The organism is Yoonia maritima (genome assembly GCF_043641945.1).
In the GTDB taxonomy this organism is placed as follows: Bacteria; Pseudomonadota; Alphaproteobacteria; order Rhodobacterales; family Rhodobacteraceae; genus Yoonia; species Yoonia maritima_B.
In genome coordinates this window covers 159,285-175,053 of record NZ_JBHZRX010000002.1, presented here as the reverse complement: position 1 = coordinate 175,053, position 15,769 = coordinate 159,285, and the positions used below count along the sequence as shown (strand labels likewise).

At 54.6% G+C, this 15,769-nt stretch carries 14 protein-coding genes; 11 read left to right on the top strand and 3 right to left on the bottom strand.

Going from position 1 to position 15,769, the window contains the following annotated elements; genetic code table 11:
- Positions 1-49: 49 nt before the first annotated feature.
- Positions 50-2,209: a phosphoribosylformylglycinamidine synthase subunit PurL gene (purL, locus tag ACHUEV_RS04415; RefSeq protein ID WP_394177854.1), complete on the bottom strand. Its 2,160-nt coding sequence runs from the start codon at positions 2,207-2,209 to the stop codon at positions 50-52.
- Between the two features lie 546 nt (positions 2,210-2,755).
- Positions 2,756-3,670: a LysR family transcriptional regulator gene (locus ACHUEV_RS04410; RefSeq protein WP_394177853.1), complete on the bottom strand. Its 915-nt coding sequence runs from the start codon at positions 3,668-3,670 to the stop codon at positions 2,756-2,758.
- A 160-nt stretch (positions 3,671-3,830) separates the two neighbouring features.
- On the opposite strand from ACHUEV_RS04410, the gene ACHUEV_RS04405 reads away from it, so the two are divergent.
- The 11 genes from ACHUEV_RS04405 to ACHUEV_RS04355 all read left to right on the top strand — a co-directional run bounded on the left by ACHUEV_RS04405 (position 3,831) and on the right by ACHUEV_RS04355 (position 15,216).
- The gene (locus tag ACHUEV_RS04405; RefSeq protein WP_394177852.1) at positions 3,831-7,247 is read left to right on the top strand and encodes an indolepyruvate ferredoxin oxidoreductase family protein; all 3,417 of its coding nucleotides are present in this window, start codon (positions 3,831-3,833) and stop codon (positions 7,245-7,247) included.
- Positions 7,248-7,318: 71 nt separating this feature from the next.
- The gene (locus tag ACHUEV_RS04400; protein WP_394177851.1) at positions 7,319-8,227 is read left to right on the top strand and encodes a lysophospholipid acyltransferase family protein; all 909 of its coding nucleotides are present in this window, start codon (positions 7,319-7,321) and stop codon (positions 8,225-8,227) included.
- Complete coding sequence (locus ACHUEV_RS04395) at positions 8,205-9,017, top strand: glutamate racemase (protein WP_394177850.1); 813 nt, start codon at positions 8,205-8,207, stop codon at positions 9,015-9,017. Before ACHUEV_RS04400 ends, ACHUEV_RS04395 begins: the two co-directional genes overlap by 23 nt.
- 34 nt (positions 9,018-9,051) lie before the next feature.
- Positions 9,052-10,080, top strand: coding sequence for an N-acetyl-gamma-glutamyl-phosphate reductase (gene argC / locus ACHUEV_RS04390; RefSeq protein WP_394177849.1), 1,029 nt, complete (start codon positions 9,052-9,054; stop codon positions 10,078-10,080).
- Positions 10,077-10,544 carry a cytochrome c maturation protein CcmE gene (gene ccmE / locus ACHUEV_RS04385; protein ID WP_394177848.1) on the top strand — a complete coding sequence of 156 codons (468 nt, stop codon included), beginning with the start codon at positions 10,077-10,079 and terminating at the stop codon, positions 10,542-10,544. Before argC ends, ccmE begins: the two co-directional genes overlap by 4 nt.
- Positions 10,545-10,589: 45 nt before the next feature.
- Positions 10,590-11,201, top strand: a complete 612-nt coding sequence (locus tag ACHUEV_RS04380; RefSeq protein ID WP_394177847.1) for a holin-associated N-acetylmuramidase — start codon at positions 10,590-10,592, stop codon at positions 11,199-11,201.
- Positions 11,192-11,686 (top strand): holin family protein, encoded by a 495-nt coding sequence (locus tag ACHUEV_RS04375; protein ID WP_394177846.1) that lies wholly within the window; start codon positions 11,192-11,194, stop codon positions 11,684-11,686. Before ACHUEV_RS04380 ends, ACHUEV_RS04375 begins: the two co-directional genes overlap by 10 nt.
- Positions 11,679-11,882, top strand: a complete 204-nt coding sequence (locus ACHUEV_RS04370) for a pseudouridine synthase (RefSeq protein WP_394177845.1) — start codon at positions 11,679-11,681, stop codon at positions 11,880-11,882. Before ACHUEV_RS04375 ends, ACHUEV_RS04370 begins: the two co-directional genes overlap by 8 nt.
- Before the next feature lie 80 nt (positions 11,883-11,962).
- Complete coding sequence (locus ACHUEV_RS04365; protein ID WP_394177844.1) at positions 11,963-13,933, top strand: heme lyase CcmF/NrfE family subunit; 1,971 nt, start codon at positions 11,963-11,965, stop codon at positions 13,931-13,933.
- Complete coding sequence (locus tag ACHUEV_RS04360) at positions 13,930-14,370, top strand: cytochrome c-type biogenesis protein (RefSeq protein ID WP_394177842.1); 441 nt, start codon at positions 13,930-13,932, stop codon at positions 14,368-14,370. The genes ACHUEV_RS04365 and ACHUEV_RS04360 overlap by 4 nt, the downstream gene beginning before the upstream one ends.
- Positions 14,371-14,439: 69 nt before the next feature.
- Positions 14,440-15,216 carry an enoyl-CoA hydratase-related protein gene (locus tag ACHUEV_RS04355; protein WP_394177841.1) on the top strand — a complete coding sequence of 259 codons (777 nt, stop codon included), beginning with the start codon at positions 14,440-14,442 and terminating at the stop codon, positions 15,214-15,216.
- Here ACHUEV_RS04355 and ACHUEV_RS04350 read toward each other — a convergent pair.
- Complete coding sequence (locus ACHUEV_RS04350; RefSeq protein ID WP_394177840.1) at positions 15,201-15,710, bottom strand: DUF2087 domain-containing protein; 510 nt, start codon at positions 15,708-15,710, stop codon at positions 15,201-15,203. The genes ACHUEV_RS04355 and ACHUEV_RS04350 overlap by 16 nt on opposite strands.
- Positions 15,711-15,769 lie beyond the last annotated feature (59 nt).

Sequence of the window (15,769 nt, the reverse complement as noted above, 5' to 3'; positions counted from 1 at the left end):
GCGGCAAGAGGCCACGCCCGGCTGAATAGTTTTAGCGGTATCAGAATTTTTACGCGACAGCGTCGGCGAAGGATGTTCTGAATGTATGCGCAAGTTCGCTAAGCGGTGCCTCGTATTGGCCAAAGCTGATCGTTTCGCCCCCGACTTTGCCAACCATAGTCAATGGAACGCCCGCCTCAGATGCTGCGATCATCAGTGCTTCGGCCATGTCGAAGTTACAGCCAATCAGATAGCGCGCTTGGTCTTCGCCAAATAGCGTCGGTGTGTCTTCGGCATCAATGCTGACACCAACGCCCGCTGCTTCAGCCAGCTCAAACGCCGCCAGTGCAAGGCCGCCGTCGCTTAGGTCGGTACAGGCTGCGATCATTTCGTGGTTCGCACGGATAAAGTCGCCGTTGCGCTTTTCTGCGGCCAGATCGACATGCGGTGCATCGCCTTCTACACGGCCGTACACTTCGGCGAGTAGGGCGGACTGACCGAGGTGACCGGCCGTTTCACCGACAAGCAACAGCACGTGACCTTCGCGGATATGTCCGTTGATCATGTCTGCTGTGTTGCGGATGATCCCGACAGCACCGATGGTTGGGGTTGGCAGGATCCCTTTGCCGTCTGTTTCGTTGTAGAGCGACACGTTGCCGGATACGATTGGCATATCCAAAGCTTTGACTGCTTCGCCGATCCCTTGGATTGCGCCAACGAATTGGCCCATGATTTCTGGCTTTTCTGGGTTCCCAAAGTTCATGTTGTCGGTTGTCGCAAGCGGTGTCGCGCCAACAGCCGTTAGGTTGCGGTATGCTTCGGCAACGGCTTGTTTGCCGCCTTCAACAGGGTTGGCTTTGACGTAGCGCGGTGTCACGTCGCTGGTGAAGGCCAGCGATTTATCGGTGCCGTGGACGCGCACGATGCCTGAGCCTGCGCCGGGTGTGCGTGCAGTATCGCCCATGACTTGCTGGTCGTATTGCTCATAAACCCACTGCTTGCCTGCGTAGTTCGGGCTGCTAATCAGGGCCTTTAGGCCATCGATTGGCAGAACACCGGGAACATCAGTCAAAGGTTCGGCTGCTGGAGTCGGGACCCATGGGCGGTCATATTCTGGTGCAGAACCAGACAATGTGGCCAGCGGCAGGTCGGCTTTTACTTCACCGTTGTGCAAAATAATGAACCGGTCTTCGGCGATGGTTTCACCGACGATTGCGAAATCGAGGTCCCATTTTTCGAATACAGCACGTGCTTCGGCTTCAAGCTCTGGCTTGAGAACCATTAACATACGTTCCTGAGATTCTGACAACATCATCTCATAGGCGGTCATGTTTTCTTCGCGCTGGGGAACGTTCTCAAGGTGTAGCGTGACACCAAGCCCACCTTTGTCACCCATTTCAACGGCTGAACATGTCAGGCCAGCCGCGCCCATATCTTGGATCGAGATCACAGCGCCGGTTGCCATCAGTTCCAGCGTCGCTTCCATCAGGCGTTTTTCAGTGAACGGGTCACCAACCTGTACGGTTGGCCGCTTTTCTTCGATTGTGTCGTCGAATTCGGCAGACGCCATTGTCGCGCCGCCAACGCCGTCACGACCAGTTTTTGCGCCAAGGTAGACAACCGGCATTCCGACGCCGGAAGCGGCGGAATAGAAAATCTTGTCGGTATCAGCCAAGCCAGCTGCAAATGCGTTCACAAGGCAGTTGCCATTGTAGGCAGGGTCAAAGCGTACTTCGCCGCCGACAGTCGGAACGCCAAAGCAGTTGCCATAGCCACCAACACCAGCAACGACGCCGTTTACCAACTGGCGTGTCTTTGGGTGATCAGGCTGACCGAACGACAACGAGTTCATCGCAGCGATGGGGCGGGCACCCATAGTAAAGACATCACGCAGGATGCCGCCAACGCCAGTGGCGGCGCCTTGGTAGGGTTCGATGTATGATGGGTGGTTGTGGCTTTCCATCTTGAAAACCACGGCCTGACCGTCACCGATATCAACGATACCCGCGTTTTCACCGGGGCCGCAAATAACCTGTGGACCTTCGGTTGGCAGGGTACGTAGCCATTTCTTGGAAGACTTGTAAGAACAGTGCTCGTTCCACATGGCCGAAAAGATGCCGAGCTCTGTGAAGGTTGGCTCGCGTCCGATGATCTCTAGGATGCGCTCGTACTCATCAGGCGATAGCCCGTGTGAAGCGATCAGTTCATCGGTGATCTTTGGTTCGGTCATGGTCGTCTCCCAAGCAGCGTTGCGGCCTTTTACGGCCTTGTTGCGCTGGTTGGAAGGGTCAATAAATAGTCATTTGTTAGGTTGGTTCGCGGTTGATATTAGTTTGCACGATCATCGCGGGGCGTTGTCGCGTTCGCGGATGTTTGCACTGGGCAAAAAAAATGCCGGGCGCAAGGCCCGGCGAAGTCCAACAGGGAGGTGAAAGCGATGAGCGTATAAGCATCTTCGCCTTCACGGATCGAGATAGGGTTCATATTTTCAGCATTCAAGGAAAAATACTAAATTAATACGCAATTCCGCTATGCGCTATGTGCATGGGTCGTTTGCGAGGCGCACAAAATTGTATCTCTAAGCTTGTCCGCTGGGTTGCTTACCGTGTTGCCATTTTCGTCAATGTGGGCCCGCTCTGGCAGGGAGGTTGGAATGAATATGGCTGAAAAGGCTTGCCCTATCGTCGTTCGACGGCAAGGTGCCGATATAGAAGTGCTCGCGTTCGTTCACCCAAATGCCGGAGTGATCCCGTCGTGGTCATGGCCGCGCTGGAAACTATTCAGCCGGGCCTTCGCCTGCTTCACGCAATTTGCGGCGGTGAGCGAAGATTTCCTCTTGGACAAAATCGCGGAAGGCGCTGATGCGTTTGGATTGGCGCAGTTCTTCGGGGTAGGCGAGGAACACAGGCACTTCGCCGCTTTCAAGATCAGGCAGAATTCTGACCATATGAGGGAAGTCTTCGATCAGGTAGTCCGGCAATACGCCGACCCCAAGGTTGTTCACCACGCCCTGGAGAACTCCAAAATAGTTGTTCACGGTGAAAAGGCTGTGAACGTCGTATGTCATTAGGTGCTGCACAAGTGTAGCGCCAGCACTGACTTGGGTTGAATTCAGGCTTTGGCAGATCAGCCGGTGGTTGGTGATGTCTTCTACGTCATTAATCATGCCGTGTTTGGCGATGTATTCCTCGGATGCGTATAGGCGCATACGCACGGACATCAGCCGTTTGCGGATTAGATCGGCTTGCGATGGTTCTTTCATACGGATCGCCACGTCGGCTTCACGCATTGGAAGGTCAAGCACGCGCTCTTCGAGCATTAGATCGATTTTCAAATCGGGGTACTTTTCATATAGCTTGGGCAAGCGTGGCGCGAGCCACAGCGTACCAAACCCCGTTGTCGTCGTGACGCGTAGTTCGCCAAATACTTCTTCTTCGCTGTCTTTGATCCGTGCGGCTGCTGCCTCTAGCCGTTTGTTCATCGACTTAGTTGCATCGAACAGCAGTTCCCCTTGCTCGGTCAGAATCAAGCCGCGGGCGTGGCGGTGGAATAGCGTGGTGTTAAGCGATTCTTCGAGCGCTCTGATTTGTCGACTCACGGCAGACTGGGACAGGTGAAGCGTGTCGCCAGCATGGGTAAGCGACCCTGCGTCAGCAACCGCGTGGAAAATTCGTAGTTTGTCCCAGTCCATATTAGCCCACTGTGTTTATTGTTATTGGCGGTTCATCGTCGTTTGTACGCTATTGCACTAAACGGTTGCAAACCTGTTAGCGTAATAATTTGTTCTTTGTAGGTCAGCATTTTTGACCTATGCTGAATTTGAGCGGTTTCATGCGCAGGGGAGGTGCGGAATGACCAATCAGAAGGCATCTTTGAATGACCGATATGATTTGACCAAGACGCAGGTGCTGCTGAATGGCACCCAAGCGCTTGTTCGATTGATGCTCATGCAGCGTGCGCGTGATGAACGGGCGGGGTTAAACACAGCCGGTTATGTCACTGGCTACCGTGGTTCGCCCTTGGGCGCTGTAGATATGCAGATGGAACGTGCGGGTAAGTCCCTTAGGGATGCGCAGGTCACTTTTCAGCCCGGTTTGAACGAAGATCTTGCTGTGACGGCCCTATGGGGCACACAGCAGGCTGAACTGCGCGGCGAAGGCAAATACGACGGTGTCTTTGGTCTATGGTATGGCAAAGGGCCGGGTGTTGACCGTTCAGGCGATGCGATGCGCCACGCCAATATGGCTGGCACGTCCCCATATGGTGGCGTTGTCATGGCTATGGGGGATGACCATACGGGAGAGAGCTCTACCACGTTGCACCAATCTGATTGGGCAATGGTTGACGCGTATATGCCCATTGTTTCACCTGCGGGTGTCCAAGAGGTCATTGATTACGGGCTCTATGCTTATGCATTGTCGCGTTACTCGGGGCTTTGGGTTGGCCTGAAGACCATGAAGGACACGATTGAGGTTACATCTGTCATAGATGGTGATCCGCATAGGCTGGATTTCGCGACTCCTGATTTGGACCTTCCAGAAGATGGGCTGAATATCCGCCTTGTTGATACGCCGCAGTTACAAGAGGCCCGGGTGATCGACCATCGCCGCTTTGCTGCTGAGGCGTTTTCACGAGCCAATAAGATGGATCAACGCAAATGGGGGAAACCCGGTGCGCGCATCGGTTTTGTTGCTGCGGGCAAGAACTGGCTGGATTTGCAGCATGCTATGGCATTGCTCAACATTGATGAGCAGACCGCCGAAGCGATTGGGATCACGACGTATAAGATCGGACAGGTATGGCCGCTAGATATGGCTAGCTTTCATGATTGGGCCGAAGGGCTTGATCTGATCGTCGTCGTTGAGGAAAAACGCAAGTTGATCGAGGTGCAGGTTAAAGAGGCCCTGTTTGACGATCGTCATGGGCGGCGTGTGTATGGTTGGCATAAAGGGGATGAGCATTCCGCTGGTCGTCGTGAAGAGGTATTCCCGACAAAGGCGGCGCTTGACCCTATATGGATCGCTGAAAAGGTTGGCGGGATACTCGCCGAGGAAGGATGCGCCACTGATGGTGTGCTTGCCGGGCTAGAGATGCTTGATGCTGCCCGGCGTGCGGATAACTCCTCTGAGATCGCCGCGCGTTTGCCGTATTTCTGTTCTGGCTGTCCACATAACACTTCCACCAAGGTTCCCAAGGGAAGTCGCGCCTATGCCGGGATCGGATGCCATTACATGGTGCAATGGATGGATCGCGACACGGTGGGCTTTACCCATATGGGGGGGGAAGGTGCTAACTGGATCGGTGAGGCCCCGTTTTCTACCCGCGACCACGTGTTCCAAAATCTGGGGGATGGCACCTATAACCATTCCGGCGTTCAGGCGATCCGCTTTGCACTGATGGCCGGGACCAATATCACCTATAAGATCCTGTATAACGACGCTGTCGCGATGACCGGCGGACAGGGGAATGACGGTGGACTGACCGCAGAACAAATATGTCGTGAATTGCTTGCGATGGGGGTTGCGCATGTGGCCCTTGTCTATGATCCGAACCAAGATATCGATCTGGCACAGTTCCCAAAAGGTCTGGATGTGCATCAACGTGATGAGCTGCCACAGGTACAAGATACCTATCGTCAGCATAAGGGCGTGTCGGCCATCGTCTACGTGCAGACTTGCGCTGCCGAAAAACGAAGACGGCGCAAACGGGGGCAATTCCCTGACCCAGATAAGCGTGTCTTCATCAATACTGATATCTGCGAAGGCTGTGGCGATTGTGGTGTGCAATCGAATTGCGTTTCCATCGTTCCTGTTGAAACCGAGCTGGGGCGTAAACGGGCCATTGATCAGTCTAGCTGCAACAAAGACTTTTCCTGCGTAAACGGTTTCTGCCCATCCTTCGTCACTATTGAAGGTGCGAAAATTCGGAAAAATGCCACGACGAATGTGGATCTGCCGGATATGCCAGAACCAGAGCTACCAACAATTGATGGCACCCATAACGTCGTCATCACTGGCGTGGGCGGTACAGGTGTCGTCACGATTGGTGCAGTTATGGCTATGGCCGCACATCTTGATGGCAAAGGTGTCGGTATGATGGAAATGGCGGGGCTTGCCCAAAAGGGTGGTGCTGTGCACATTCATTGTCGGATTGCCGATGCGCCCGCTGATATTAACGCGATCCGCGTTGCGACGGGGGAATGCGGTACGTTGATTGGTGGCGATCTGGTGGTTAGTGCTGGTGCCAAGACGCTTGGGCTGATGAAATCAGGCCGTACGATGGGTGTCGTCAATAGTCACGAGATCATCACTGGCGACTTTACACGTGACACGACGTTCAAATTGCCAACTGACCAACTGCGCGTCGCGCTAGAGGCAAGATTGCACGACAAGCTTAACATGTTCGACGCCTCTGCGCTGGGCAAGGCGTTGCTGGGAGATAGTATTTTCTCAAACATGATGATCTTTGGCGCGGCTTGGCAAATGGGGGCGATCCCGCTTTCGTACGCGGCAATTACGCAAGCGATCACGCTAAATGGCGCAGCTGTCGATCAAAATTTACGAGCATTTGAAATCGGGCGCTGGGCCTATCTGCATCCTGCTGAGGCAGATGCGGTGATTACACCCAATGTGGTTTCAATGCCGCGTTCCTTGGAGGATCAGATCGCATTCCGCGAGGTGGCGCTGACGACCTACCAAGGTAAGCGGCTCGCACGGCGGTATCGCCAGTTTGTGGATCAGTTTCAGGACGAGCCTATGCGCCGTGCCGTGGCGATATCCTACCATAAGTTATTGGTATATAAGGATGAATATGAAGTTGCTCGGATGCTATCCGACACAAAGGTCAAGGCCGAGGCTGAATTCGATGGGGACCTTAAGCTTACCTATCATTTGGCTCCGCCACTGTTGGCGCGTAAGGGGCACGATGGTCGGCCCCAAAAACGCGCGTTCGGTCAGTGGATCGGGCGATTGATGCCGCAGTTGGCGCGGATGAAATTCTTGCGCGGGACGCCATTTGATCCGTTTGGCTATTCATCCGAGCGCAAACAAGAGCGCGCACTTATCAGGCAATTCGTTGACGATATGAACGATGTACAGCGTGTGATCCGTACTGACACACGTGATGCCGCGATTGCGCTGGCAAATCTGCCGCAAGAAATACGAGGCTTTGGCCCGGTCAAAGAGGCGAGCATTCAAAAGGCGCAAGCGCGGCGACAAGAATTGCTTGCCGTCTTGCACGCGCCGCCCATTCAAGATGCCGCCGAATGATTGGAAATGTCATTTGCTTGTTGCCTGAATATGGTAATCTGAGCGGAACGAGTTTGATCAGGCCCGAGTAAATGGCGAAAAAAGAACGCGAAGTCGCACGCGACATATCCTATGCGACCTCAGTAAAGGGACGCGGTAGCCGTGCTCTGGTCCGTGCCATGGAAAACGCGACGGGCCGCTTGCAGCTTATCCGCAAAGCACGAGGCTATGATCTGGATGTCGCGTCTGGGCAAGATTTTTGGGAAGTTATAACAACGCGTTACGGGCTAGATCTTAATGTAATTTCGGGGTCGATTGAAAACATTCCTGCGACCGGGCCGGTCATCGTCGTCGCCAATCATCCCTATGGGATCTTGGATGGTCTGATGCTGGGGCGGATCATGTCGCAGCGCCGTGATGGAGACTTTCGGGTCCTGGCGCATCGCGTGTTTCGTCGGTCTCCCGACCTAGAGCGTGTGATCTTACCGATCTCGTTCGATGAGACAAAAGAAGCGGCTAAGCTGAATTTGGCCACCCGCGCCGAAGCCGTGCGTTATTTGTCCGAAGGCGGCGCAATTGGCGTATTTCCGGGCGGTACCGTATCCACCGCTGCGACCCCTTTTTCTGCACCTATGGATCCGGGCTGGCGGACGTTCACCGCCAAGATGATCGCAAAATCAGGCGCGACGGTCGTTCCGATTTTCTTTGAAGGGGGTAATAGCCGTCTGTTCCAATTGGCTAGCCATATTCACAACAATTTGCGCATGGGGCTTTTGATCAGAGAGTTCAAAACCCGCGTGAATAAGCCCGTTCGCGTGGTCATCGGCGATCCCATATCTCCGGACACGCTGTTGGCGTATAAAAAAGACCCCAAAGGATGCATGGATTTCCTGCGTAAAGCCACGTATGACCTTAGCCCAAGCCCTATAGACTCAAGTCGTTTGGGGCATGAATTTGAGGCAAAATACAAGGTGCGTGATGGCCGTCGGGATTTTCGATAGTGGGCTAGGTGGGCTGACAGTACTTGATGCTGTTGCAAAGCGGTTGCCCGATGTTCCTCTTGTTTATTTGGGTGATAGTGCGCATGCGCCTTATGGCGTGCGGACCCCAGATGATATCTACAACCTGACAACGGCCGCGACGACGCGCTTGTTTGATGCCGGTTGTGATTTGGTCATTCTGGCGTGCAATACGGCCTCTGCCGCTGCATTGCGCCGGATGCAAGAAGGCTGGGTGCCTAAAGACAAGCGTGTATTGGGTGTATTCGTGCCGATGATTGAGGCGCTGACTGAACGCCAGTGGGGCGATAATTCGCCACCACGAGAAGTTGCTGCGAAGCATGTCGCGCTATTCGCAACCCCAGCAACCGTGGCAAGCCGCGCATTTCAGCGTGAACTGGCATTCCGTGCAATTGGTGTCGATGTAGAGGCCCAAGCCTGTGGCGGCGTCGTTGATGCGATCGAAGACGGTGACATGATACTTGCCGATGCATTGGTGCGGTCCCACGTCGATGCGCTGATGCGTAAGATGCCGTCGCCAGATGCGGCGATCTTGGGATGTACCCATTATCCGTTGATGGAAGCAGAATTTCAGGCGGCGCTTGGTCCGGATGTTAAAGTATTTAGTCAGGCCAACTTGGTTGCCGACAGCCTTGCCGATTATTTGACCCGTCGCCCTGAAATGGTGGGGCCGGGTACAGATGCGGCATTCCTGACGACTGGCGACCCGAAAAAGGTATCGGCACGTGCGACGCAGTTCCTGCGACGACAGATCACCTTTACTGCAGCCTGATCGTACCTAAATATAGTCCCAAAGGGATAACACTATGACTTACAATGTCGCCATTCTTGGCGCTTCTGGCTACACCGGGGCAGAGCTTGTCCGGTTGATTGCTACTCATCCAAGCCTGAATATCGTCGGGCTTTCTGGTAACTCCAAAGCCGGCATGGCGATGGCCGATGTGTTTCCGCATCTGCGCCATCTCGACTTGCCTGTGCTGACGACAATCGAAGAAATGTCATTTGATGGCGTGGATCTTGTGTTTTGTGCCTTGCCGCATGCCACATCACAAGCCGTGATTTCAAAACTACCAACACATCTGAAAATCGTGGACCTATCTGCCGATTTCCGGCTGCGTGATCCGGCCGCCTATGAAAAATGGTACGGTAAACCGCACGCGGCATTGGAAATGCAAAAAGAAGCCGTCTATGGCCTGACTGAATTCTACCGCGATGACATCAAGAACGCGCGCTTGGTTGCGGGCACAGGGTGTAACGCTGCCACTGGGCAATACGCATTGCGTCCGTTGATCGCGGCGGGTGTGATTGACCTCGACCAGATCGTGCTGAACCTGATGGCCGCAGTGTCGGGCGCAGGGCGTAGCCTGAAAGAAAACCTGCTGCACGCCGAACTGTCCGAAGGGGCGCATGCCTATGCGGTTGGCGGCACCCATCGCCATTTGGGTGAGTTTGATCAAGAGTTCAGCGCTATTGCTGGTCGCCCGGTGAATATCCAATTCACGCCGCACCTGATCCCTGCGAACCGGGGCATCTTGGCGACGACATATGTGCAGGGCGATCCGCAGGTTATCTATGACACGCTGGCTGCCGCCTATGCGGACGAGCCGTTTATCGTGATGCTCCCAATGGGGCAGCACCCGTCGATCAAACACATTCGTGCGTCGAACTTTTGCCATATCGGCGTTGTTGCTGATCGTATTCCCGGCCGTGCCATCGTGATTGCCGCTTTGGACAACCTGACCAAAGGGTCGTCGGGGCAGGCGCTGCAAAACGCGAACCTGATGTTGGGGCTGCCAGAGACCGAAGGTTTGATGTTGGCACCGGTGTTTCCATGAGTGGGTTAAAGAGCCTCAAAAAGCGTCGTCGCGTTCAGGTCATCGGCATTGCCGGTGCCTGTGTCGCGGCGATTTTGACAGCCTTGTGGTTCTTGCCTGATGACAGTTTCCAATACTTCCGATCACCAAGCGAGGTGGTCGCCGCACCACCCGCACCAAATGAGCGTTTCCGCATTGGCGGGCTGGTCGAGGTGGGCACACTGGTCCGCGGTCAGGGCCAAGAAATCACATTTGCTGTCACTGACGGCGGCGCATCAATCAATGTTGCGTATTCTGGCATCTTGCCTGATCTTTTTGACGAAGGTCAGGGGATGGTTGCGCAGGGTAATTACATTAATGGCCGCTTTGAAGCTGTTGAAATTCTTGCAAAACATGACGAAACATACATGCCAAAAGAAGTGCTTGATGCGCTGAAAGAACAGGGCACGTATGTTGCACCGGACGGTACTGCGGTAACGAATTAACTTATCTAGCGCAGCCTTTGTGTCGCACAGACATGAGGGCTGCCGATGCAAAGCATTACCGAAATTGCCACCGATATTGTCGCCCGCGAAGGCGGCTATGTGAACGATGCGGATGACCCCGGCGGGGCGACCAAATACGGTGTCACCGTGCATACCCTGCGCAGGCTTGGGATAGATTTGACTGGCGACGATCAAGTCACAGAGGCTGACGTTCGTGTGCTAACCCGTACCCACGCGGTGTCAATTTTCGTCGAGCATTACTTTCGCGCACCCAAGATCGACAAGCTGCCTGAAGCAATTCAGGCGTCAGTGTTTGATATGTATGTGAATGCAGGTGCGAACGCTGTGCGGATACTGCAGCGCCTTTTGAACGATATGCGTATCGAGGTTTCTGTAGACGGGGTCATCGGCCCTCAGACGATACTGGCGACGAGCCGCGCGATAGAGGCAGCACCCGATCATTTGGTCGATGCCTACGGGATAGCGCGTCGAAATTACTATTACGACCTTGCTGGTCGTCGTCCAGCCAGCCGTAAATACGCGCGGCGGCGTGATGGTGGTAAGGGCGGGTGGATTACCCGCGCCGAGGAATTCATCAGCGAGCGTTATCATCTGACCGAGGCGCAACATTGTGAAAGGACCGCACAATGGGTTTGATCGCAGGTTTGATGACGTTCCTATTTAGTGACGGTCGCAATGTCGTGTCTGAGACAGCAGAAGTATTTCGTGAAAACGCGGAAGGGCGCGCTGTGCGTGTTGCGAACGCGCGATCGGAAAGTTTGCAGCAGTTCGCAGCAGAGTTTATCCATCCGCGACGCGGTCTGTTTGATCGCTTTGTCGACGGGTTGAACCGATTGCCGCGCCCATTTTTGGCGCTAGGTACAATCTGGCTGTTCGTGGGAGCAATGGTGAACCCCGAAGAATTCAGCCGTGGGATGGAGGGGCTCGCGCTCGTTCCTGAACCGCTTTGGTGGTTGATGACAGCGATTGTTAGTTTCTATTTTGGCGCAAGGCATCAAGTGAAAGGTCAAGAATTTCAACGTTCTATTGCGGCAACTATGGCTGTCTCAGAGTCCCGGCGAAAGCCCATAGCCGAGGTCGAAAATCCAGCACTACGGGATTGGTTGGCCGAGAATGGATAGGGATTGGTTTGATGAGGTTGCGCGCCGTATCACCGCGCTTGAAACACGTAACGCAGTGGATGAGGTCCACCGCGAAAATGTCGCCGACCGGTTGGGCGCCATTGAAGACACTTTGAAGTGGCTTGTTCGTCTGATGATTGGCGGCTTTTTAATGGGGGCGCTGACCTATGCGTTACAGGGCGGTTTTCGGATCTGAATGAAGTCGCGTCAAAATGTATCGGTGATTTGACATCCTTGGCATGTTGTCATTGCCATATTTCGGTTATGACATCTGTTATGATTACAGAACTTGGACATTTCGCACTGATTCTGGCGTTTGGCATCGCCATTGTTCAGATGATAATCCCGATGGTTGGCGCGCATCGCAACAACCCCGCATGGATGGCGGTCGCTGAACCTGCGGCCATCACGCAGTTCCTGCTTGTGGCGCTTTCGTTCGGTGCGCTGACGTGGGCCTTTGTGACATCAGACTTTTCACTGCAACTAGTCTACGCGAACTCGCACACTGACAAACCGATGATCTATAAGATCAGCGGCGTTTGGGGGAACCACGAAGGCTCTATGCTCTTGTGGCAACTGATCCTGACGCTGTTTGGTGCCAGTGCTGCGGTTTTCGGCGGTAACCTTCCTGACCGGCTGCGGGCTCGCGTGCTGGCGGTACAGGCCTCGATTGCCGTCGCGTTCTTTGCGTTTATCCTGTTCACCTCTAATCCGTTTTTGCGACTGGCTGTGCCACCGCTGAACGGACGCGACCTGAACCCGCTGCTCCAAGATCCCGGCCTCGCGTTCCATCCGCCGTTTCTTTACCTCGGGTATGTGGGGCTAAGCATGGCGTTTTCCTTTGCAATCGCTGCACTTATCGAAGGCAAAGTTGATGCCGCATGGGGGCGCTGGGTGCGCCCATGGACGCTGGCGGCTTGGGTATTCCTGACGCTTGGAATCGCTTTGGGGTCTTGGTGGGCCTATTACGAATTGGGCTGGGGCGGTTTTTGGTTCTGGGACCCGGTTGAAAACGCATCATTTATGCCTTGGCTTATTTCAGCGGCATTGCTGCATTCTGCCATCGTGGTGGAGAAGCGCGAAGCGTTGAAAAGCTGGACAATCTTGCTCGCCATTCTGGCATTCGGGTTTTCTTTGCTAGGGACGTTCATTGTGCGGTCTGGCGTGCTGACATCGGTCCATGCATTTGCAAACGACCCGGCGCGTGGCGTGCTAATTCTGATTATTCTGGCTGTTTTCCTAGGCGGGGCACTTACCCTGTTTGCTGTGCGTGCGGGTTCGATGGAATCCAAAGGTGTGTTTTCAGCGGTAAGTCGCGAAAGCGCGCTGGTGCTGAACAATGTCTTGCTAGCCGTTAGCTGCTTTGTTGTCTTCATCGGAACAATCTGGCCGCTTGTCGCGGAGATGCTGTTCGGTCGCACGCTATCCGTCGGCCCCCCATTCTTTGAGGCCGCGTTTACGCCCTTTATGGTCGGGCTCGCGTTGGTGTTGCCGATTGGGTCAATCCTCGCTTGGAAGCGGGGCAGCCTGTCTCGTGCTACAAAACCGTTGCTACCTTGGTTCGTTTTGGCGATTGCACTGGGCTTGCTTGCCTATGCTGTTCAAAGTGGTCGTTCCGCGATGGGGCCAATTGGCGTTGCACTTGGCGTTTGGGTCGTCGGTGGTGCACTAGCCGATCTTTGGATGCGTAGTGGTCGTGGCGGTTGGATGGATCGCCTTGGCCGAATGCGGCGTTTGCCGCGCGCAGACTGGGGCAAAGCATTTGCGCATATGGGCATGGGTGTCACGATCTTTGGTATCGCTGCAATGATGGCGTGGGAAATCGAAGACATTCGCGTGACCGAAATCGGTGACCGTTGGGACGTTGGGCAGTTCAGCTTCACGCTTGATGATGTGCGCCGCGTCGAAGGGCCGAACTATGTGACCACGATGGCAGACATGGGAGTCTGGCGCGGGGACAAGCAGCTAACCGTGTTAACACCAGAAAAGCGTTTCTATCCGGTTGCTAAAATGCCCACGACCGAAGCAGCAATTCGGAATGGTATCCTGCGCGATATCTACGTCGTTATCGGTGATCCGCAGGTGGATGGTGGCTATGCGGTACGCGTTTACGTCAAACCATTCGCGAACTGGATTTGGGGTGGGGCGCTGTTAATGGCGCTTGGTGGTTTCGTTTCCTTGTCTGACCGCCGGCTACGTGTTGGTGCGGCATCTGCAAAGAAAACAAACATGGTGCCCGCAGAATGAAACGTTTGATCCTGATCTTATGTATTCTTGCGGCACCTGTGTTTGCGGTTGAACCCTCAGAAATGCTGGATGACCCCGCACTAGAGGAGCGCGCGCGTGAATTGTCGCAAGGGCTGCGTTGCCCGGTTTGTCAGAATGAAACCATCGATGAATCGAATGCGACCCTTGCGCAAGAACTACGGATCGTTCTGCGTGAACGGCTGGTCGCTGGTGATACCGACGAAGAGGCTGTCACCTACATGGTTAGCCGCTATGGGGAATATGTTCTGCTGCGTCCTGATGCGAGCGGTGCCAACCTGATCCTATGGTTGGCCGCGCCTTTGATGCTGCTGCTTGCGCTTTGGGTTGGGATAACGACCATTCGCCGTAGGAACATCGCAGCAGAGCCGCTAAGCCAAGACGAAGAAGAAGCGCTCGAAAAAATCATGAAACAGTGACGCCCCGTCGTGCTTTGCGTGGCGCGTCACTAGGATACTGTATGCACAACGCAGACAGAGGATACGCGCATGGATTATCAAGCAATCACTTATGAGATCACCGAAGGCGTGGCCTATATCACGCTGAACCGGCCTGCTTTGATGAATGCGTTGAACACGCAGATGCGGCTTGAGATTACGCATGCCTTTAAAGACGCAGAGCAAAACGCGCGTGCGGTCGTCATGACGGGGGCGGGTGCATCTTTCTGTTCCGGTCAAGATTTGGCCGATGCGGCAGCTGGCGGAACCATCGACATGGAGGCCACGCTGCGTGATGAATACGTCCCGATGCTCAAGTCGATCTTTGATTGCAAAGTCCCGACGATTTGCGCTGTAAACGGGCCAGCCGCAGGGGCAGGGGCGAACCTCGCTTTGGCGGCCGATGTGGTGATCGCGTCCGAGGATGCGTATTTCATCCAAGCCTTCACCCGCATTGGCTTGATCCCGGATGCAGGTGGCACCTATTGGCTGCCGCGCCAAATTGGGGCAGCGCGTGCGATGGGTTCAACGCTTTTCGCTGATAAGGTAAGCGCCAATCAGGCCCGCGACTGGGGCATGATTTATGAAACCGCACCCGCGGCTGAATTTGAAGCACATATCAAATCTCGTGCGCAGCAGTTGGCGAATGGTCCAACCGTCGCCTACGAACAGCTTAAAAAGGCTATTCGCGGGTCATTAGAAAACACATTGGACGAGCAGTTGGCGGTCGAGGCCAAACTGCAAGCCGTTTGTGGTAACACCCATGATTTCAAAGAAGGCGTCACAGCCTTCCTTGAAAAGCGCGCGCCCCGCTACCAAGGGCGGTGAACCTGTGCAAGTAGGGCAAGCGCGTCCGCTGGAGGCGCTTGTTCAATCCGGCAATAGGTCTTTCCATCGGTTGTTCGGGTCACAAGGCGGTGGTCAATCAATGACCGCCGCAACAGTGCATGATCACCAAAGCTGTGCCCGGCTTTCAGTACATCGTTGACTTGGGTTTCGCTTAGATCCTGCTTGGCCGGTAACGCAGCCCAAAACACCCATAGGCATAATCCCTGCACCGAAGTCTGCTGCGGCCAGCGTGTCATGGTACCATCGTCAAAGACTCGCTGCGCCTTTTCTAGCGTGCGAGTGGTTGGTTCTTTGGCTAATGTAGGCGCGTCAGACTTTAAGTGCTGATAATTATCGTATCCTGCAGCCTTAGCGACCAATGACAGCATCTTTGCATGTCCCGGGAAACTGTCTTGCTGCTGCAACGCGCTTCGCAGCGCTTTGGTAAAGGCGGATAAGTCGCTGATCGCGATTTGTTGTGTTTGGCGTGGCATATTTTGCCCCTGCAATCTGTGCCGGAACCCGGTTCGGTCTGATGGTCGCCCTTGTCGCC